This window comes from Cryobacterium levicorallinum, assembly GCF_004402405.1.
Classification (GTDB): domain Bacteria; phylum Actinomycetota; class Actinomycetes; order Actinomycetales; family Microbacteriaceae; genus Cryobacterium; species Cryobacterium levicorallinum.
This window is the reverse complement of record NZ_SOFE01000021.1, coordinates 36,740-56,162: the sequence shown is the minus strand read 5'-3', so window position 1 is coordinate 56,162 and position 19,423 is coordinate 36,740. Positions and strand designations below refer to the sequence as shown.

Genomic DNA, 19,423 nt, shown 5'->3' with positions numbered 1-19,423 from the left:
GTTGTCCAGAGTTATCGGCGCCAGCAGAGAACTCACCAGCGGCGCCTTCGGCCGGGAGGGAATCGTCGGCGAGGAAATCGTCCGGGAGAAAATTGTCCGCGAGGTAATTGGTATACAGGAACTCCTCGCGGAGGTCCTCATCGAAGAGGTGCTCGGGCGGCACCGCACCGAACACCTCGGTCAGATCGAGGTCGGCCGGAATGGGCGGGCCGTCAATCAACTCCGGGCGGCCAGCCACCGGGCTCACTGCTGCCGGGCTCACCGGTTCCAGGTCGAGGTCATCGTATGGGGCGCAGTCTCCGAGCCCCTCGGCCAGTTGGAGCCGCCAATCAGCCTGACACTGCGCCCAGAACACCTCGAACTCGGCGCGCTCCTCGGGTGTGGACGGCGGGTAGCCGTGAGCCGTGAGCCGCGAAGAACGGATCGACACGGCCCGGCTGGGGAGTATCGCCGCTCTGGCTCATAGAAGAAGGATACCAAAACCATGCGCCAGAGTCGAGAGATTCTCAGATATGTTTGAATTTCTGTGCGAATATGCATTCGGGCAGACCGCGCGTTGCCGAGACGGCTCAGGCCAGTCCACGGCGGTCTCGGCAAGCTCGACCAACGGAAACGGGCGGGTCTCGCAGGCCTGCTCGCGCTGGTTCATGGCGGTCTCGGCAAGCTCGACCAACCGAAATGGCCGGGTCTCGCAGGGAAATCGTAGTTGCTTTGCAGCGAGAGCCATGCGCGCGTCGGACGGGCCAGCGATCGAGCGCGAGTTTGAGCCGAGCGAAGGGACTAAATGTAGTGGTCTACTTCGTTGGTGAGGTCGCAGCGCCCCGAGTCAGAGGCCTCCGCGACCACCTCAAATCGCTCCGCCGATATCGTCGCGAAGCTCCCCACTCGCAGCATCAACCGCGGCGCCCACCGTCGGCGCGAGCCGCTCGGGTGGAAACCTGTTGCCCAGTCCGAAGGCCTGCAGCCGGTCCTTCACCGGCCCCTTCATCTCGGCGAGCACGAGCGTCACCCCCCGAGACGCGAGGTACTCGTCAAGCTCGAGCAGTTCGTCAATGGCGGTCGTATCGATATCGGTGATCGGCTCGGCGGCAAGGATGACGGTGTGAATCGGCGTGCCATCGGCCTCCGATTCCCGCTCCGCCCGCCGCACCACCGAGCGCACGTAGTAATCAAAGATACCCCCGTTGGCAAAGAACAGCGGGGCGTCGAAACGCACAATAACGATGCCGGGAACGCGATCGGCATCCGGATGCCGGGAGCGGTCATGGTACCCGCGCACACCCGGAATGCGCCCGAGCTCCGCCCGATACGGACGCCACGCACGGATCACGAACGCCACCAGAGACAGTCCGATCGCGACGAGAATGCCCTGCAAAACGCCCACCAGAAAAACGCCGAGGAACGCGGCGATCGAAAGCAGGGCATCCGTTTTGTCGATCCGCCACAATCGCGAGACGCCCGAAACATTGACCAGGCTGGCGGCGGCCACAATGACCACGGCGCCGAGTGTGGCCGACGGGAGGTACCCGGTTACGCCGGGGGCAACAAGCATGAAGACGACAATGATCAGGGCACCAACGACGTTCGTCAGCTGGGATCGCGCCCCTGCCTGCTCGGCGACGGGCGTGCGTGAGGTGGAGGCGGAGATCGGAAAGCCGCCGAAGAACCCGCCCCCGATATTGGCGAGTCCGAGTCCGGCCATCTCCTGGCTGCCGTTCACACTGTCACCGCGGCGCGCCGCGAGCGTGCGGGAGAGCACCCCGGTGTCAGCGAAGGCGATGAGCGCTATGCCCAGCGCCGGTCCGATCAGCGAAACCACGTCGCCCCAGACGAGGCCGCCGAGCGCCGGTGCGGGGAGCCCCTGCGGCATGGCGCCGACGATCGGAAGCACGTTCTGCAGCGAGAAGATCGCCGTAACCACAATGGACGCGACGACCGCGATCAGCACGCCGGGGATGCGCCCTCCGAGCAGGAAACGCAACCCGACGATGACGGCGAGGGAGGCGAGGCCGAGCAGCATCGCGGCGACGACAATGCTCCCCGCCGCAGCGGCCTGCATGATTGCGCCCATCCCCTGAATCGGGCCGGGAACGTCGATGGAGAACCCGAGCAGCTTGGGAATCTGCGAAATGATCACGAGCAAAGCAACGGCGTTGAGGTAGCCGACCCGGATCGGCTTGGAGAGCAGGTCGGTGACGAAGCCGAGTCGCAGCACTCCGGCAACGAGCAGGATGAGGCCGACCATCAGGCCGAGGAGTCCGGCGAGGGCAATCGCTCGCTCGGTATTGCCGAGCGCCAACGGCAGGATCGACGCTGCGATGATCGGGGCGAGCGCCGAGTCGGGACCGAGCACGAGGATGCGCGATGGGCCGAAGACGGCGTAGAGCAGCAGCGGCACGATCGTCGCGTACAGGCCGGTGTACGCGGGCAGCCCGGAGGCCTCCGCGTAGCCCATACCGGCCGGGATCAGCAGGAAGCTGAGCACGATGCCGGCGCGCAGATCAGGTATCAGCCACGCGCGCTGGTAGTGCAGGGCGGTGTTCAACCCCGGGATCAGGCTGAAGGCAACGCCGCGGAATCCTCCGATTGGCATGACTTCACGGTAGTCCGGTCCTCGTCTGCTGTCTGGACTTCATCGAGTGTGCCGCTGCCGTCACGTCGAGCGGATGCTGATTTGAGCGGATGTTTATCTGATCGCGACGACCAGGCACCGTCCCGCCAGCATAAGGCTCACCGGCGTCATCACAAGGCGTTCCGATTTGCTGCGGGAGATCCCGTTCATGATCACACTGAGCGTGGAGTACCCAGTGAGCACCCACACGGCCACGCCGATGAAGCTCGCGCTGTAGATGAAAGACGTCAGCTCCGCCCGTTCGAGTACGAGGAGTGCAAACACGAGGTAGAGCGCGATCGAGAGGGCGCTGCCGATGCGCTGGCATGTCCGGAGCACCTCGTGCCGGCCGGCCCAGGCGAACCGCCCGAGCGGCAGGCCTGCGATCAGCAGCAGCTGGAAGATGGCGAGAAATACCAGGATGATGCAGAGCAGGGTGGCGTCTGCGGTTGCCATGTGATTCAGCATAGGTTGGCTGCACGATCACCCGGTCAGCCCTCGATCGCCAAGCGTCTCAACCAGGCTGCACCTTTTCACAGGTTGCGCGATTTCGAGGCACGGAAAAACCCCTGAGTCCCGGTGCTTACCGGGGATTCAGGGGTTCAAATTGCTGCGAATCTGGTGGGAAACGTGTAAAAATGGGAGCCAAAACTATAAACATCCAGGTCCTGTGCCAGAAAACCCTGCATGTGGGATCCACAGCGCGAGGGCGCCTACACTCGCCTGAAGCTGCAAGACTTGTCACCATGCTGTCGTCGCCGATTGAACCTTCGGCGACCTCGCCAACGCTCGATCCGTGACCTCGCGCACCGAGGCATCCGTCGGCAACCTCACCCAGGGGCGCACCTGCATTCTGGCCATGTTCCGCTCCCGGCGAGAGGTGATCTGATGGGACGCGGTCTCCGAATACGTCGGCCAGGTGTGTGTGATCAACTCTTTGTAGGCCGTTTCCGCGCTGGATATCTGCCAAGTTGGCGTATACCCCATGCGGTATGCAAAATACCCTAGTAGGTATATACTGTTTTTATGTCTATTACGGATCTCACCGAGACCACCTTTGACGCGACCATTGCCCAGAGTCCCATCGTGTTGGTTGATTTTTGGGCCGAGTGGTGTGGCCCGTGTCGCAGTTTCGCCCCGACATTCAGCGCGGCGTCTGAAAAACACCCCGCAATCACCTTTGGAAAAGTCGACACCGAAGCGGAACAGGGATTGGCCGCAGCCGCGGGCATCCGTTCCATCCCCACGCTGATGGCGTTTCGGGACTCCGTACTCGTCTTTTCCCAAGCAGGCGCCCTGAACGCGGCCAGCCTGGAAGAGCTCATTGCCGGCGTCGAGAACCTCAACATGGACGACGTGCGCGCCAGTATCGCCACCCGCTAAACCTCGCGCCCCCGCGAAACCACTTCGCAGCAGGCTCACAGGCGGCCCGTCCTGTCACCACCCGGCCAGAATACCCCCTGGTGTATTATTTTATGATTAGTTCACCGAATTGAATGGAGATCCTTATGTGTCGTGCCGTAACGTGCAAAGTGTGCCAAAAGACAACGTGGGCGGGCTGCGGTCAGCACATTGATCAGGTCATGCGCGGTGTGCCACGCAACCAACAATGCGCCGGGCATGTCAAAGAAAAATCGACCGGATCATTCTGGTCCCGGTTACTCGGACGCTAACGGCACCCGGCCCATCTTTTAGTGAAGCCTGCCAGATCGCCAATCGGACCACCAGCGCGGCTAGCGCCTGACACGGCCATAAAATTCTGGCCGTGCTTCAGCGGGCTAGACCGCGTATTACTTGCTGCTGCTTTCTCCTTGGAGAGCGGCTAGCGCGGCGAGAAGACGCTGATCGGCTTGATCAGCAACGTTCTGTATCCCCGGGGAATTGCTCAGCTGGACCATGGTTTGTGGGTTGATAGCTTGAACCGTGGTGATAGTCGCTGACGGGCTTCGTCGAATGACGACGTTACACGGAAGCAGCAAGCCCATGTCGGGCTCTGCAGTGAGCGCCTGTTCGGCGAGGGCGGGGTTACAGGCACCCAAGATCAGGTAGTCGCCCAGTGCCTGCGCACTTTCCACGCCGAGTTTCGTTTCGAAGGTCGCGTGGACGTCGATTTCGGTAAGAACGCCGAATCCTTGGTTGGCTAGTTCTTCCCGCACCCTGGAGACGGCTACTTCGTAGGGCAGCGAGACGGTGATGGTGTGTGCGTAGTTCATTGATTTCTCCTAATCCATTTTTTTCGAATTGATGGTTGCGGCTACTGTCAGTTTGCGGTGATAACTCCCATCATTCCTCTGTCTTCGTGGTCAAGAATGTGGCAGTGGTACACGGTACGTCCGCTGAAGTCGTCAAACGCGATACGTACTCGCACGGTGCTGCGTGCCGGGATGTTCACGACGTCTTGCCACATGATGGTTTTGACGGGCTGGCCTGACTGTTCGATAATCTGCATCGGCCACACGTGCAGGTGCATGGGGTGATCGAGCGGGCTGGTATTTGTCAGCAACCAATCCTCCACACTGTCGAATTGCACGGTCGTGTCGACCCGGGTGGCATCGAATACCTGGCCGTTGATCGTGGCTGACATCATGCCCCCACCCACTCCTCCACCCATTCCGCCATCCATGTTTCCACCCATGCCACTGCCCGTGTCCCCGCCCATTCCCATCGCGAAGATCAACTCGCGTCGAGCGGTTACGGTAGCCGTGCGAAGGTCTCGTGGAGCGGGCTGGCCGGGTATGGCGGCGACTGTCGTGACGTCGTCACCGGTCACGACAAAGGAGGCCAGCGCGACGTCGTCGGCTCCAGCGGAGCTTCCGCCTCCCATCATCATTCCGCCGGACATACCTCGGTCATAGGTGTGCGTACGCAGCACGGAGCTGCCGGCCGTGCCGGTGACGAGAAGGTCGGCCCGGTTCCCCGGGGCCAGCACGACCTCGTCGACGTCGTGCGCGGCTTCGAACCGTCCGGAGTCAATTCCGAGGAGGGACAGCTGCTGCCCGTCGAGGCGCAGCCGCAGATAGCGGGACACGCAGGCATTTACGATGCGCCATCGTTCCCGCTCACCAGGGCGGGAAGTCATACTGGGGGTGAGCTGACCGTTGACCAGGACGAGGTCTCCCTCGCGTCCGGACATTTTCTCCATCGCTGTGGCCGCTGGAATTGTTCCCGCGGAATCAAGGGTGATGTCGGAAATGACGAGGACACGTTCCCGGCTGGCCGGGATGGGGTCGGGGTCTTCAACAATAATGGCGCCGTAAAGCCCGCCGAATACCTGATCGGCCACGAAACCATGGTGGTGCGGGTGATACCAGTACACGCCCGGCGGGTGATTGGCGGGCAATTCGTACTGATAATCAAAGGAGGCGCCGGCTGCGACGGTGACGAACATGTTGTCGCTGTTGTTCTCGGGCGAGACATGGAGACCGTGCACGTGCAGGTTGCTCGGATCTGCCAGCCCATTGCGAAGGCTGACGTTGAGGGTGTCTCCCGCTCGAACGCGCAGTGTGGGGCCGCCGGGCACGCCACCGTTGTAACTCAGCGCACGCACATCACGACCAGCAATGGTCACCTGTTGGGGGGAAGACTCGAGATCAACGGTGAGAGTACCGCGGACGCTTCGTAGCTCCGGGGGCTCGACGAGGTCGCTCCCGGACGGTATAGCCGGTGACGTCGTCGAGGAGATCCGTTGATTGACAAAGAAACCCGCTCCGCCCACAGCCGTGGCCGCAATCCCGACCCCGCCGAGGATCAGGGCGCTACGGCGACTAAGACCGGGCACTACCGGCCCTCCTCGAGCACCCGCAGCTGATCACGCAGCTGCTCCGCAGTGAGCTCCCCCCGAGCGAACCGCTCCTCAAGAATCTGCCTGGCACCGGCCGAATTAGCTTGCCTCGGAGCAGATCGCGTGTCATCGCTTCCGGATTTGTTCGACAAAAAACGAACAATGACATAAATAAGCACGGCGACACCGGCAATAGCTAGTAGGCCGAACCCCCAGGACCATCCCATACTTCCGTTACCCCACATCATCTGAGTTACTTCCTTTCGTTTACTGATCCGCATCTCCACCATACCCCTAGAGGTATAAGTCTTGGCTGAGTAGATCGTCCGCGCACGTGAAACGGCACGTACCTCACACACCGGTGCAACCGGCTAAAACTCACGCAACAAAAAGGGCCCAACGCGAGGACTTGACAGCTTCGAACTCGGCCCCGGCGTCGCGGGATATAGCGTGAAGCCATGACGAACGGGTGGAATCGGAAGGCCATTGTTAGCGCCAAGCTCGTCACCATCTCGACCCCGATCGGGGGGACGCGCGCACAGCCCCGCGGGATCGGTCTACCCGGCACCATCTTCGGTATCGGATTGGGTGAATTCGTGGATGGGAGCCTGCTGCATCAGATCCTGCAGTGGCACCACATGCTCCCCAGCGCCGCGACGCCGGCAACGTCTGAGAGGTCGCCCACCGCCGATCGCGCGCTTTGTGTTAGCGCTGAGTGCTCTGATGACGAGATCTGGATAAACAGCGACGTCACACAGAGATACCGCGGGCCGACACGGAGCAGGGTGGGGCAAGACCCGTGCGGCGAGGAGCGGCAAGGGGCATGCGCAAGCATGCGTACAGAGTCAGCAATCACCACTGTCCGGAAACCCGATTTGCGGATACTCTTCGCCGCAGGCATGCGTGCGTGCGTTCGTTCCAATAATGCCAAGGCATTCGGCTGAGGGTTACGTATCAACGCTGTCGCATTTACCGTCGGGATCGTCCCGATGGGCGAGGACACATAGGAGTGAATCGTGAAGAAGAACATCAGACTGGTGCTGGGCGCGAGTGCAGCTGCGCTCATCGCCATGTCACTGGGCGCTGCGCCGGCATCAGCGCATGTCCCAAAATCGGTGCGCGGCAACGTGGTGCTGACCGCCCACCTCACAGAGCTTAACGGCTCAGGAGCGTCTGGAACGGCGGTCGCGGTCGTTCGCGGCGAGACGATCCGGGCGATCGGGATCCGCGCGAGGGGTTTGACGCCCGATGCTCCGCACGCACAGCACATCCACTACGGCGAACAGGCCTTGAATGAGTGTCCCACGCTCGCGTTGGACAGCAACGGTGACGGACGACTGAACACCGTTGAGGGTGTTCCGGCGTACGGCCCCGTTGTGGTGTCCTTGAACACCAGTGGAGACACTACGCCGGCCAGTTTTCTGGACGTTTCCCGATTCCCTGTCTCGAAAAATGGCTCCTATAACTACCTCCGGACCAACATCAGATTCACGGACGTGGCGGGAACAGGCTATCCGGGAGCCGAAGGGATCGGCACCGCCGCGCAGATTGCCGAGGCCATCCGCGACGGTGAAGGTGTTGTCGTAATCCACGGAAACGACTACGACGGCAACGGAACATACAACCTCAGCGTTCCCGAGGGTGCAAGTGAGCTCGACCCCACCCTCCCCGCCGAGGCAACTGACCCGGTTGCCTGCGGAGTCCTGCACTAGCTGCGAGCGAACGGCTCAAAACTGAGGTCCAGGCGCCGTGCGAGCGCGCACAGTGCCGCACGGTCCTGGACCTCATCCGTCGACAGAATGATCAAGATCGCCCGGCCTACTCAAATGCGCTCAAGCGGGTAGCGGTGTAGTCCGCTTGAGTCGCCCATCTATCCGGTATCGCGGATGTCCATTCTCTCTGAGAAGGCTAGCCCCGGTGCCACGAGTGGCCTACCTCGGATCAGTGGCATGCCCCGGAGGCCAATTCATACCGACGGATGTCGGTGGGCACCGCTATCGAGGGAGGGCGCTTACCGTGGCATACAACGTGTCACAGAAACTCATCGCATCGCACCTGGCCTCCGGGGAGATGGTGCCGGGGACCGAAATCGGCCTGCAGATCGACCAGACCCTCGCCCAGGACGCGACCGGGACCTTAGTCATGCTGGAGTTGGGACGCGGAGGACCGCGATTTTCTTCGCTCCGGCTTACAAGGGTTCGGCCTGTGGTTTTTGAAGGCCAACACGGGGGTGTCACACCCCACGTGTAAAGTCTCGTTCCCAATCTGACAGTTCTGTCTCAGCACCTCGCTGACTTTCGTTATTGCACCCCGTCTCGAGGGCTTGGTTCGGCAGCGGGACGCGGAACCCGCACGATAGGGAATGACACATAACCCATCCCGCACCGACCTCCGCCTCATCATCGCTTTCGGGCCCGACGACGCCCCTCGAGGGGCTGTGACCCGATTCTGCCGCGAACACAACGTGTCCCGGAAACGCCAGAAACGACCTAAGAAATGAGTGTCAAGGAGGTCCCGAGACATAAAGTTCAGGGACGTCCCGAGACAGGACATCCCCGCGATGATGTTTCGTGCCACCCAGCGCCCTCGTTGGTTTTCTCTGTGACGTATCGGTGGTGTTGGACAGGTCTTTTGAGGGTGGCTGCGTTGGCCGCGGCAGGGTCAGGCGGCTAGCTCCACGTCGATATCAGCTCGGTGAAGGCCCGGCTGGCTGCGCTCATGTACGCGCCTTTTCGTCTGAGCAGGGCTGCGGTACGGTGTGGAATGGCTGGCAGTACGGCAACCGGGTTGAGCCCGTGCTGTTCGCGGGCAATGGCTTCGGGCAGCATGGTGGCGAGCTGGCCGCGGCGAACGATTTCCATGATCGCGCTGACGGAGTCAACTTCGATCGCGATGCGCGGGGCAACCCCGTGGTCCCGGAAGTACCCGTCGATGTGGCGCCGAGTCGCAAAATCGCTTCTAAGCAGCACAAGCTGCTCCTGTTCCAACTCCCGCAGGGTCATGGGTGCCTGCTGTCCGGCATGGGGGTGGTTGTTGCCGACAACTAAGCCGAGGGTTTCGACGAACAACGCCTGGGCCTCGATCTCGGACGAACGCACCTCGGCAAATGCGATGCCTAGATCGAGGGTGTCCTCGGCCAGCGCCACCTCGATGCGGTCCTGGGTCATCTCCTGCACGCTCAAGTTAATGCCGGGATAGCGGGTGCGGAAACGTTCGACCAGTGGACCGATCAGGTACGCGGTGAACGTGGGAGTCATCGCCAACCGGAGCGATCCACGGCTCAGGTCCTGCACGTCGTGGATGGCCCGGGTTCCGGCGTCAAGTTCCCGCAGCGCGCGTTGGGTATAGCGCAGGAAGGTCGCGCCAGCGTCTGTCAGCCGCACGGTCCGTCCGGACCGATCCAAGAGTTGAACGTTTAACGAGTTCTCCAGTTGCTTGATCTGTTGCGACAGCGTCGGTTGGGAGACGTGGAGCGCCTCGGCCGCACGAGTGAAGTTCTGGTGTTCCGCGACCGCGGCCAGGTAACGAATGTGGCGCAACATCACAATTCTCCAACTATAGAAATTACTTATTGACTCCATCATAAAGAGGTCTTGGACACTATATATAGTTTCCGTCATCCTTGAGTTATCCCCCAAAACATCGAGGAGACAGCCCATGCAAGACATCATTAAAGGCTTTCTGAAATTCCAACGGGAAGCCTTTCCGGCGCGCTCTGGACTCTTCAAGGAGCTGGCCACCGGCCAGAACCCGAAGGCCTTGTTCATTGCTTGCTCGGATAGCCGGGTCGTGCCAGAGCTGCTGACCCAACAGGAACCGGGTGACCTGTTCGTGATCCGCAACGCCGGCAACATCGTGCCCGCCTACGGCCCGGAGCCCGGCGGTGTCTCCGCGACAGTCGAGTACGCGGTCGCCGTCCTGGGCGTCACGGACATCATCATCTGTGGCCATTCCGACTGCGGAGCGATGACTGCCATCGCGACCGACACGAACCTGGACCACTTGCCGGCTGTGGCCAACTGGCTTGCCCACGCCGACGCGGCGAAGGCCGTCAACGCCGCCCGCACCCACGGATCGGCCCAGGAGTCGTTGAAGGCCATGGTCCGCGGCAACGTCATCGCCCAGCTGACCAACATCAGGACCCATCCCTCCGTCGCCCTAGCCCTGGATCAAAACCGGCTAAACCTCCACGGCTGGGTCTACGACATCGAAACCGGCTCCATGGACACCCTGCACGGTGGCACCGGCCATTTTGTCCCACTTGCGGGCAATACGCAGGACCATGCCACGCCTGCCGTCTCCGGCCTGGCCGCCTAACCACCTCACATCACCAAAAGAAAAGGAAAACACCATGATTCATTCCCAGAACACCCAGGCTCCGCGCGAGGAACTGACCGCCGCCATCATCGACGCCAAGATGCGCAAGGACCTCTCCTGGCAGGAACTGACCGATGGCACTGGCCTGAGCCTTGTCTTCGTCACCGCCGCCCTGCTCGGTCAGCATCCGTTGCCCGAAGCCGCTGCGGAAATCGTCGCTGATCGGCTGGGTCTGGGCAAGGACGCCGCAATTTTGCTGCAGACTATTCCGCTGCGCGGCAGCAACCCCGGCGGCATCCCGACCGACCCCACCGTTTACCGGTTTTACGAAATGATGCACGTTTACGGCTCCACTTTGAAGGCCCTGGTCCACGAACAGTTCGGTGACGGCATCATCAGCGCCATCAACTTCAAACTAGACATCAAGAAAGTTGAAGACCCCGAAGGCGGTTCACGTGCCGTGATCACCCTCGACGGAAAATACTTGCCCACCAAACCCTTCTAAACCAGGCCTGGCGGCGGCCTCGCGATCGGGGCCGCCGTCTATCCCATGAAACAACCTCGCAGGCAACGACAAATCATGGATTTCGTCCGACGCACCATCGACATCGCACGCGCAACGTCGAGGCGGGTGGGCGGCCGTTTGGCGCGTTGCACTGTTCTTGGACACGGCATCGTGATCTAGGAAGTTGAACGAATTGACCAGTAACGAGAAAAAGCCCAAGCGCTCGTTCTCCCCTCAATTTCGCGCGGAGGCCGTGCAGCTCGTCATCACGACGGGCCGGCCGAACAAGCACGTCGCCGACGAGCTCGGCATCACGGATCAGTCTTTGGGCCTGTGGGTGAAGCAGTTCAACGCCGAGAACGAGGCCCGCTCTGTCGCCGCCGCGGCTGAGCCGATGCCGGGAAGATGTCAACCTTTGTGAGTCAGTTTCTTTAGCCGGTCATTGAGTTCGTTCCTTCCTTTTCGGGTTCGTTGAGCCAGGTCGTCGTCGGGAACGTTGGTGGCTGCGGGTGCTGCCGCACAAAGCGTTCAGGATGCTCGGCATATGCGGTCGTGAGGACGCGGGCGCGGGCGTGATGGATAGCGGGTGCGCGGCCGTGGTGAACGTTGAACGGGGTGTGCATACCAGTGCCCGAATGACGTTGTTCGCCGTTGTACCAGTCGTAGAATTCGGTGCAGAACGAGCGTGCTTCGGCGAGGCTGTAGAACCGGTCGGGGAACTCGGGCCGGTTCAGACACCCTTTAGGCCACTCTGGCCGAAATTGGCGCCAAGCCGGTCTTCGACTACGACAAGGACGAGCACGGCCAGACAACCTTCTACGAGGACCTCATCCAAGTCGGCGGCCAGTGGTACGTGCACTACATGCCCCAGGACCTTATCCACGCCCTCGACCTGTACCGAAAGGACCGCAAGGCAGCCGACACCGGCGTGCCCGTTGACTAGGAAACGCCCGAAGACGACGCCATCCTCTCCAGCGACTCAAACCCCGTGCGTCAAGCCAAAGAACTGCGAGACCAGCGAATCGCCGAACGTGAAAAGTACCGCGCCAAGCCCAAGGGCAAGCGCCGGCCCGACGGCTCACGCCAATACCTCTATCCTGACCCCAAGAACTACGACGGTTTAGCCGTCGACCACAAGACCGGCGAACTCATCGAGCCCATCCGCAAGAAGACCGTCGTGATACCCGCCGGGAAAGACCCCGCCAAGGACAAAGCCCTGAAGTACGGGCAGACCTACCCCCACAAAAGTCCAGTGTGGAAAGGTTTCTACGCACTGCGCAACACCGTCGAATCGCAGAACGCATTCATCAAGGACTCCGCAACCGAAGACATCCCCTCCCCCATGAAACGGCGTGCGCGTGGCAATACCTTTGCGTCGCTGGCCGTGACACTCGCACTCGTCTCAGCCAACATCCGAAAGATTTTGACGTTCATTCAGAGCGAGCTGGCCCGAGTGCCGCTCACCTCGAAGAACAAGTCCTTCGCGAGCACGTACTATTCCAGCGCTGAAATCACGGCGGCGACGCCACCCACCGACACGGCGCCGTCACCACCACCCAGCTAGCCGCCCGGTCGTCAACAATTCCGTTACCTGCAGCAAAAGTCGCTTCGCCCTGCCAAAAACAGGGCGAAGCGGTGTTTAACCGCCGACCACGCGCCGATCACAGCATTTCTTGGGGCTAGCACTCCCAGAATCGGCGCCTTAACGCAGAAAACCGGCGATGCGATCGCCGGTTTTTTGTTGCCGCAAGAATTTCGTGAACTAAACGCCGGAATTACGTGAATTCCTCGATGCGGAGACGGAGGGATTTGAACCCTCGGTACCCTTGCGGGTACTCCACCTTAGCAGGGTGGTGCACTAAGCCGAACTATGCGACGTCTCCTTGGTGTCCGCTTGCGCAAACACACTCCCCCATCTTAGCCGCACCCCGGGCATCCGTTCTGACCATGAAAAATCACGGCCCGAAAACGGATGCCAGGCCCGGCTACTGGTTTTCGAGCGTACGGCCCCTGGTGCAGGTGTAGTCGCCAGCGGTTTGGCCGGTCACAGACTCCGACAGCACCACGCCCGGGTCTTCGGTGGCGACGGGAGCCTCGGTCGCAGTCGGATCGGCGGTCGCCGAAGGATCGGCCGTTGCCGCGGGATCGGTGGTCGCGGACGGTTCCGGCTCGGCTTCAACGGGAGCGTTCGGATCGGCCTCGGTGCCGCGCCCGGTGGTTCCGCTCAGGGTCAGCGGCTGGTCGGCGGCAACCGCCTCGAACAGGTTGTCGAAGGCCGGCTGCACGGCTTTCACCCCGCCGGTCGTACTGCCGGTCGGCACCTGCGCGAAGACAACCTGGTCGAGGTCGATGTCCTTGAGCGCGATAGCAATGGACGCGAGGGTCGTCACACTGCTCAGGCTGTCGGAGAGGCGCATGTTGGCCGTGACCGCCTTGGCCAGGGCGTACACCTTGGTCGGGTCAGAGAGCGTGTCAGCGCTCTTGATCGTGCGCACGAGCGACGACATGAACAACTGCTGGTTGTTGATGCGGGTGAGGTCGCCACCATCGCCGAGGCCGTGGCGGGTGCGCAGAAACTGCAGAGCCTCGTAGCCCTCGAGCGTGTGCTCTCCCGGGTCGAGGAAGGTCCCGGTGTACTCGTCTTCGATGCGGGTGGCCACGCAGACCGGAACGCCGCCAACGGCGGAGGACATGGCCATGACGCCGCTGAACTGCACCTCGGCCGCAAACGGGATGGAGAGGCCGGTGAGTTTCTCGACGGTCAGCACGGTGCAGGCGAGTCCGCCGTAGGTGAGCGTCGTGTTGATCTTCTGGCTGCTCATTGCGCTGTGCGACCCGCTGCCGTCTTCCTTTGGGCAGGAGGGGATGGCGACGAACATGTCGCGGGGAAAGCTGATGACCGAGGCGTTGCTGTGGTCTTCGGAGATGTGCAGCAGCATGGTCACGTCGTTGAGGTCGCCGGTGGAATCCTCCGGGCCGAACCTGGCCTCCTGGCCGACGCGACTGTCGCTGCCGACGACGAGCATGTTCACGCCCCCGTCGATGGCGCCGATCGACGGAACCGGACCGTTGCCCTCATTGGCCAGGTGCACGCTCGGTGGCGCGCTCTGAACGACGTCGTAGGTGGCAATGGCGGCCACGGAGAATCCACTGACCAGAACGACCGCCACGCTGCCCGCAATGAATTTCGCAACGGCAACCGCAGCGTTCGACTTTTTGAGCCGGCCGTGACGGGCAACAGTTTTGAGGTTCTTGGAACCGGCACTGCGGGGGCGAAGTTGGTCGCTCACTCATGTCCTCTCATCGGGTTGTGGGCTTGGGTCAGCCTGAGGCGACAATCATTGTGCGCCGGTGGTGGTGCGTTTCACTGGTGCTGCGGAGGGCGTGGGATTCGAACCCACGAGACATTTCTGCCCACCAGTTTTCAAGACTGGCTCCATCGGCCGCTCGGACAGCCCTCCCGGTTTGCCCATTCCCAGCACGAAAATGCCCTGCCGGGAAGAATTGGGCGAACTGGCCCGATTCTAGCGGATGGCAGACTGCTCAGGCTGACAGAGGTGCCTGAAAAACGGCTGGATGCGAGTCAGAGCGTGCGCAACACCGTGGCCAGGCCATCGCTGGTCACGTTGCCGGTGATCTCCGACCCAGCGGCGAGAACGTCGTCGGGCGACTCGCCCATGGCCACGCCACGACCGAATTCGGCGGCCCATTGCAGCATGTCAATGTCGTTGCGTCCGTCGCCGACGGCCATCACGCGCTCACGCGGCACACCCATGGCCACGCGCACCCGCTCCATCGCGGTTGACTTGTTGACGCCGTCGGGGGCGATATCGAGCCAGGCGGTCCACCCGATCGCATAGCTCACCCGGTTCAGCCCCATGCGCTCGACCACCTGGAGAAAATCCTCCATGTCGTGGTCGGGCGAGATGACGACCACGCGGGTCGCCTGGTGTTTCAGCAGCTCGTCAAAGTCGACCCGTTCACTGTCCATGCCGATCGTGGCATCGGGAATCGGTTCGGTGTAGCGGTAAAAGCCATGCTCGTCTTCGACCGCAAAGCGGGCCGAGCCGAGGTGCGCCCGAATCGAGGTGAGCACATCGCTCGGGTCGAAGGTTTCCACCCATTCACGGCGGTAGCCGAGCGGGGCGGTGGCGTCGCGGTGCATCGTGATGGCCCCGTTGGAGCAGACCACGTAGCGCGGCGAAATTCCGAGTCGGTCGAGAACCGGCAGGGCAGCGGCGGCCGAGCGCCCGGTGGCGAGCATAACCTCGTGGCCCTGCAAGGCGAGCCGGGCGACCTCGTCGATCACGGACTGGCTGATCGAGCCGTCCTCGTGCATCGTGGTGCCGTCGATGTCGAGGGCGACCAGCCACGGCTCTTCGCTGACGATCGACGTCACTTCGCGCCCTTCACCTGGAGGGGCGTGAGCACCTCGAGGCCGCCGAGGTAAGGCCGCAGCGCCTCGGGGACGCTCACCGAGCCATCCGCTTGCTGATGCGTTTCGAGCATGGCGACGAGCCAGCGGGTGGTGGCGAGCGTGCCGTTGAGGGTCGCGACCGGCGCAGTCTTGCCCGATTCGGTGCGATAACGGATGTCCAGGCGGCGCGCCTGGTAGGTGGTGCAGTTGCTCGTGCTGGTCAGCTCGCGGAACGCGTTCTGGCTGGGCACCCAAGCCTCGATGTCGAACTTGCGGGCGGCGCTCGACCCGAGGTCGCCGGCGGCCACATCGATCACCCGGTAGCTCAGGCTGAGGGACTGCAACATGCCCTCCTGCAGGGCCACGAGGCGATCGTGCTCGGCTTCGGCATTTTCGGGCAGCACGTAGGTGAACATTTCGAGCTTGTTGAACTGGTGCACGCGAATGATGCCGCGGGTGTCTTTTCCGCCCGAACCGGCCTCGCGGCGGTAGCAGGTGCTCCAGCCGGCGTAGCGCAGCGGCTCCTCGGACAGGTCGAGGATCTCGTCTTTGTGGTAGCCGGCAAGAGCGACCTCGCTCGTGCCGGTGAGGTACAGGTCGTCGGCGGGCAGGTAGTAGACCTCGTCGTTGTGCTCGCCGAGAAAACCGGTACCGTCCATGATTTCGGGGCGCACGAGGGTGGGGGTGATGAGCGGCACGAAGCCCGCTTCGAGTGCCCGGTCGAGCGCCATGTTCATGAGCGCGATTTCGAGGCGGGCGCCGATGCCTTTGAGAAAGTAGAAGCGGGTGCCGGAAACCTTGGCGCCGCGGGGCATGTCGATGGCACCGAGCAATTCGCCGAGTTCTAGATGGTCGCGCGGTTCGAAGTCGAACACGGGGGCCTCGCCGTGGGTGCGCAGGGTCACGAAGTTGGCCTCGTCACCGGCCGGAACGCCGTCGATGATGGGGTTGGCGATGGTTTTCACGATTGCCGTGAAGCGGGCATCGGCCTCGCCGGCGATGACCCCGGCTGCCTTCACCTCGGCGGCAAGACTCTGCGCTTCGGCGACGAGGGCCTTCTTCTGCGCACTGGGCGCGGCCGCGACACGCTTCCCGAACAGGTTCTGGGCTGCCCGCAGGTCTTCGAAGGCTGTGATCGCAGAACGCCGTTCGGCGTCGGCGGCGAGCGCGGCTTCTACCGCTTCGACGGAGTCACCACGGGCCCCCTGCGAACGCTTGAAGAGGTCAGGGTTTTCGCGTAACAGCACCGGATCAATCACCCGGCCAGTCTACAAGTGCGCGCTGACGGGCAAACGCGGAGTCAACCCAGTAGCCTAGGCCTCGTGACCGCCTCCGAACGCCGCAACCAGCACGCCGCCGTCGTCTACAACCCGGTGAAAGTTGACCTCGCCAAGCTGCGGGCCAGCGTGGCCGCGGCCGAGCAGTCTGCCGGCTGGGGCGAAACGCAGTGGTTTGAAACGAGCAAGGATGACGTCGGTCAGGCCGCCACCAAACAGGCACTCGACGGCGGAGCCTCGATGGTCGTCTCGGCCGGCGGCGACGGCACCGTTCGCGCCGTGGCCGAGGCGCTGCGTGATTCCGGCGTGCGCATGGCCATCGTGCCGTCGGGCACCGGCAACCTGCTCGCCCGCAACCTCGATCTGCCGCTCGGCAGCATCGACGCGGCCACCGCGATCGCCTTCAGCGGCGAGGACAAGTCCATCGACCTCGGCGTCGCCAGCATCACCACCGAGGCCGGGGCGGTCGAGGAACACGTATTTCTGGTCATGGCCGGTGTCGGCCTCGACGCGCAGATGATCGCCCACACCCGCGACGACCTGAAGAAGCAGGTGGGCTGGCTCGCCTACGTGGACGGGGTTGCGCGGGCACTGCCGAAGGCGCGGCCATTTCGCATCCGCTACAGCGTTGCCGGACGCACCGACCGCCCGGCGCAGGTGAGCGCCATTCTCGTCGCCAACTGCGGGCTGCTGCCGGGAAATATTCAGTTTCTGCCTCACGCTCGCCTCGACGACGGGATTCTCGACATTGCCGTACTGCAGCCCAAGGGTGTGCTCGGCTGGCTCACCATCTGGCGACGGGTGACCTGGGAGAACGGCGTGCTGCGTCGCTCGGCGGTGGGGCGACGCATGATTGCGGCTACGGAGTCATCGAATGAGCGCGTGATGACGACCCTGCGCGGGCCCGATATTCGCATCGCTCTTGAGCACCCCCAGGATTTCGAGCTCGACGGCGACGAGTTCGGGCTGGTGCAGAAGGTGCGGCTACACGCCGATGCTGGCGCGCTGATCGTGCGTGTGCCGGCCTGAGTGAGATGGCCTGAGTGAGATGGCTGAGCTAGCTATCGGCGCGACGATCGGGAACGCCACCGCAGGGCGTGGACGAACAGCAGGCCCACAACGGTGAGTAGACCGGTGGAGATCATTGCGGGCGCGAGAGCGTAGATCAACTGCTGCATCACCATCTCGATGGGTACCTCCGCACTCGAGGATCCGGCGAAGCCCGAGCTGAAATAGGTGGCAGTAATCGTGCGCACCTGCAGGATCATCCCGCCGATGATGAGGGCTGGCCCAAGAATCCACAAGGCGATGATGAACGGATTACGCGGCTCGTATTGGTCGAGAGGCTCGTCGTCGTCAGCTGTACCGTCTGCAGGCACGGGAAGCGCGCCCGAGTCGCGCCCGGCTGTGCCGACGAATGCTTCTGGCTGGTTGGGAGAGGTGGGCGCGAACAGTTCGGTCATCGCCGAGCCACCGGAATCCGCCGAGCCACCGGGCTCATAGCCACGCTGATACCGGGCATCGTGATTCGGGTCAAAGCGCGGGTCGGTCATTGGGTGGGCTCCCCCGCGATCAGTCCGCGCAGCCAGTCGCGGGCCTCGATGAAGATGCCGTCGTCGTAGCGCGAGGTGAACTCGATCGGGCGCTTGTCGGCCCGCGGATACGACCCGAGAAAGATCACCTTGGGGCTGAACCGGCGTAGGCCCAGCAACGCGTCGGCGACCCGTTCGTCGAGGATGTGCCCCTCGGCATCGACGACGAAGCGGTAGCGACCGAGGGAATCGCCGATCGGCCGGGATTGGATGAGGCTGAGGTTCACGCCGCGGGTGGCGAACTGCTCGAGCATTTCGAGCAGGGCACCGGAGCGGTCACTTGGCAGCTCGATGATGAGGCTGGTCTTGTCGGCGCCGGTCGGTGCGGTGAGTTCGGCGGTGCGGCCGACCAGCACGAACCGAGTGACGGCGTTGGGGTTGTCCCCGATATTCGAGGCGAGAACGACGAGGTCGTGGTGTTTGTCGATTCCGGGCGGGGCGATCGCGGCATCCGCTTGATCGGTGCTTAAGAGGGCGGAGGCAGCGGCGACGTTGCTCGATGCGGGGATGTGGCCGTGGCTCGGCAGGGTCTGTTCGAGCCAGATGCGGCACTGCCCGTAGGCGACCGGATGCGCGTTGATGACCCGCACGTCGGCCAGAGTCGCGCCTGGGCGGGCGACGAGCACGAAATTCACCGGCACCAGATATTCGCCGATAATGCGCAGGTTTGGCACGCTGGCCAGGGCGTCCTGCGTGGCGGTGACGCCGCCGTCGACGGAATTCTCGATGGCGATCATGGCCGCGAAACTGCGGCCGGAGACGACATCAGCTAAGGCCTCGCCCACGTTGTTGACCGGGCGCCAGATCTGGCCGCGCGCCTCGGGCACCTGCGCGAGGGCCGCTTCGGTAAAGGTTCCGGCCGGGCCCAGATAGCTGTAGGTGCGGGTCTGGGCTGGATTCGGCGCGTCGGGCATGGCTGACAG

General features: G+C 62.9%; 21 protein-coding genes and 2 tRNA genes. 9 read left to right on the top strand and 14 right to left on the bottom strand.

The window, feature by feature from the left end:
* From E3O11_RS10390 to E3O11_RS10380, 3 genes are all read right to left on the bottom strand, one after another.
* A partial coding sequence (locus tag E3O11_RS10390; protein WP_134495530.1) for a hypothetical protein occupies window positions 1–430 on the bottom strand: 430 nt, incomplete at its 3' end.
* A 417-nt stretch (window positions 431–847) separates the two neighbouring features.
* Complete coding sequence (locus tag E3O11_RS10385) at window positions 848–2,593, bottom strand: SulP family inorganic anion transporter (RefSeq protein ID WP_092452528.1); 1,746 nt, start codon at window positions 2,591–2,593, stop codon at window positions 848–850.
* 93 nt (window positions 2,594–2,686) lie between these two features.
* Window positions 2,687–3,067, bottom strand: coding sequence for a hypothetical protein (locus tag E3O11_RS10380; protein WP_092452524.1), 381 nt, complete (start codon window positions 3,065–3,067; stop codon window positions 2,687–2,689).
* Window positions 3,068–3,637: 570 nt separating this feature from the next.
* On the opposite strand from E3O11_RS10380, the gene trxA reads away from it, so the two are divergent.
* Entirely contained in the window at window positions 3,638–3,994 is a 357-nt protein-coding gene (trxA, locus tag E3O11_RS10375; RefSeq protein ID WP_134477884.1) for a thioredoxin, read from the top strand.
* A gap of 407 nt (window positions 3,995–4,401) precedes the next feature.
* Here trxA and E3O11_RS10370 read toward each other — a convergent pair whose 3' ends face one another.
* Complete coding sequence (locus E3O11_RS10370; RefSeq protein WP_092452517.1) at window positions 4,402–4,824, bottom strand: DUF302 domain-containing protein; 423 nt, start codon at window positions 4,822–4,824, stop codon at window positions 4,402–4,404.
* Window positions 4,825–4,871: 47 nt separating this feature from the next.
* Entirely contained in the window at window positions 4,872–6,341 is a 1,470-nt protein-coding gene (locus tag E3O11_RS10365; RefSeq protein ID WP_241994697.1) for a multicopper oxidase family protein, read from the bottom strand.
* On the opposite strand from E3O11_RS10365, the gene E3O11_RS18445 reads away from it, so the two are divergent.
* The 3 genes from E3O11_RS18445 (at window position 6,297) to E3O11_RS10350 (ending at window position 8,104) form a co-directional block, all read left to right on the top strand.
* Entirely contained in the window at window positions 6,297–6,419 is a 123-nt protein-coding gene (locus tag E3O11_RS18445; RefSeq protein WP_255411816.1) for a hypothetical protein, read from the top strand. The two genes, E3O11_RS10365 and E3O11_RS18445, sit on opposite strands and share 45 nt — an antisense overlap.
* Window positions 6,420–6,850: 431 nt before the next feature.
* The gene (locus E3O11_RS18770; RefSeq protein ID WP_198415589.1) at window positions 6,851–7,336 is read left to right on the top strand and encodes a DUF2243 domain-containing protein; all 486 of its coding nucleotides are present in this window, start codon (window positions 6,851–6,853) and stop codon (window positions 7,334–7,336) included.
* A gap of 72 nt (window positions 7,337–7,408) precedes the next feature.
* Window positions 7,409–8,104, top strand: a complete 696-nt coding sequence (locus E3O11_RS10350) for a hypothetical protein (RefSeq protein WP_092452507.1) — start codon at window positions 7,409–7,411, stop codon at window positions 8,102–8,104.
* A 957-nt stretch (window positions 8,105–9,061) separates the two neighbouring features.
* Here E3O11_RS10350 and cynR read toward each other — a convergent pair.
* Window positions 9,062–9,934, bottom strand: a complete 873-nt coding sequence (gene cynR / locus E3O11_RS10340; protein WP_206750979.1) for a transcriptional regulator CynR — start codon at window positions 9,932–9,934, stop codon at window positions 9,062–9,064.
* 115 nt (window positions 9,935–10,049) lie between these two features.
* On the opposite strand from cynR, the gene E3O11_RS10335 reads away from it, so the two are divergent.
* From E3O11_RS10335 to E3O11_RS10325, 3 genes are all read left to right on the top strand, one after another.
* Window positions 10,050–10,709, top strand: coding sequence for a carbonic anhydrase (locus E3O11_RS10335; RefSeq protein ID WP_092452499.1), 660 nt, complete (start codon window positions 10,050–10,052; stop codon window positions 10,707–10,709).
* Between the two features lie 34 nt (window positions 10,710–10,743).
* Entirely contained in the window at window positions 10,744–11,214 is a 471-nt protein-coding gene (cynS, locus tag E3O11_RS10330; RefSeq protein ID WP_092452497.1) for a cyanase, read from the top strand.
* A 193-nt stretch (window positions 11,215–11,407) separates the two neighbouring features.
* Window positions 11,408–11,635, top strand: a complete 228-nt coding sequence (locus E3O11_RS10325) for a transposase (protein WP_166787567.1) — start codon at window positions 11,408–11,410, stop codon at window positions 11,633–11,635.
* Between the two features lie 10 nt (window positions 11,636–11,645).
* On the opposite strand, the gene E3O11_RS18765 is transcribed toward E3O11_RS10325, so the two are convergent.
* A complete protein-coding gene (locus E3O11_RS18765; protein WP_092452491.1) occupies window positions 11,646–12,026 on the bottom strand; it encodes an integrase core domain-containing protein in 381 nt (126 codons plus the stop codon).
* 176 nt (window positions 12,027–12,202) lie between these two features.
* Here E3O11_RS18765 and E3O11_RS10315 point away from each other — a divergent pair, with 176 nt between their 5' ends.
* A complete protein-coding gene (locus E3O11_RS10315) occupies window positions 12,203–12,778 on the top strand; it encodes a hypothetical protein (RefSeq protein WP_092452488.1) in 576 nt (191 codons plus the stop codon).
* Between the two features lie 230 nt (window positions 12,779–13,008).
* Here E3O11_RS10315 and E3O11_RS10310 read toward each other — a convergent pair.
* From E3O11_RS10310 to serS, 5 genes are all read right to left on the bottom strand, one after another.
* Window positions 13,009–13,097, bottom strand: a tRNA-Ser gene (locus E3O11_RS10310).
* Between the two features lie 102 nt (window positions 13,098–13,199).
* Window positions 13,200–14,504 (bottom strand): LCP family protein, encoded by a 1,305-nt coding sequence (locus tag E3O11_RS10305; protein ID WP_092452485.1) that lies wholly within the window; start codon window positions 14,502–14,504, stop codon window positions 13,200–13,202.
* Window positions 14,505–14,590: 86 nt separating this feature from the next.
* Window positions 14,591–14,675 (bottom strand) — tRNA-Ser (locus E3O11_RS10300).
* A 122-nt stretch (window positions 14,676–14,797) separates the two neighbouring features.
* Window positions 14,798–15,613 carry an HAD family hydrolase gene (locus E3O11_RS10295; RefSeq protein ID WP_092452482.1) on the bottom strand — a complete coding sequence of 272 codons (816 nt, stop codon included), beginning with the start codon at window positions 15,611–15,613 and terminating at the stop codon, window positions 14,798–14,800.
* Window positions 15,610–16,890 carry a serine--tRNA ligase gene (serS, locus tag E3O11_RS10290; RefSeq protein WP_092452479.1) on the bottom strand — a complete coding sequence of 427 codons (1,281 nt, stop codon included), beginning with the start codon at window positions 16,888–16,890 and terminating at the stop codon, window positions 15,610–15,612. Before serS ends, E3O11_RS10295 begins: the two co-directional genes overlap by 4 nt.
* A 63-nt stretch (window positions 16,891–16,953) precedes the next feature.
* On the opposite strand from serS, the gene E3O11_RS10285 reads away from it, so the two are divergent.
* Entirely contained in the window at window positions 16,954–17,937 is a 984-nt protein-coding gene (locus tag E3O11_RS10285; protein ID WP_092452476.1) for a diacylglycerol/lipid kinase family protein, read from the top strand.
* A 32-nt stretch (window positions 17,938–17,969) separates the two neighbouring features.
* On the opposite strand, the gene E3O11_RS10280 is transcribed toward E3O11_RS10285, so the two are convergent.
* Window positions 17,970–18,461, bottom strand: a complete 492-nt coding sequence (locus E3O11_RS10280) for a hypothetical protein (RefSeq protein ID WP_092452473.1) — start codon at window positions 18,459–18,461, stop codon at window positions 17,970–17,972.
* Complete coding sequence (gene pheA, locus E3O11_RS10275) at window positions 18,458–19,414, bottom strand: prephenate dehydratase (protein ID WP_092452470.1); 957 nt, start codon at window positions 19,412–19,414, stop codon at window positions 18,458–18,460. The genes E3O11_RS10280 and pheA overlap by 4 nt, the downstream gene beginning before the upstream one ends.
* Window positions 19,415–19,423 lie beyond the last annotated feature (9 nt).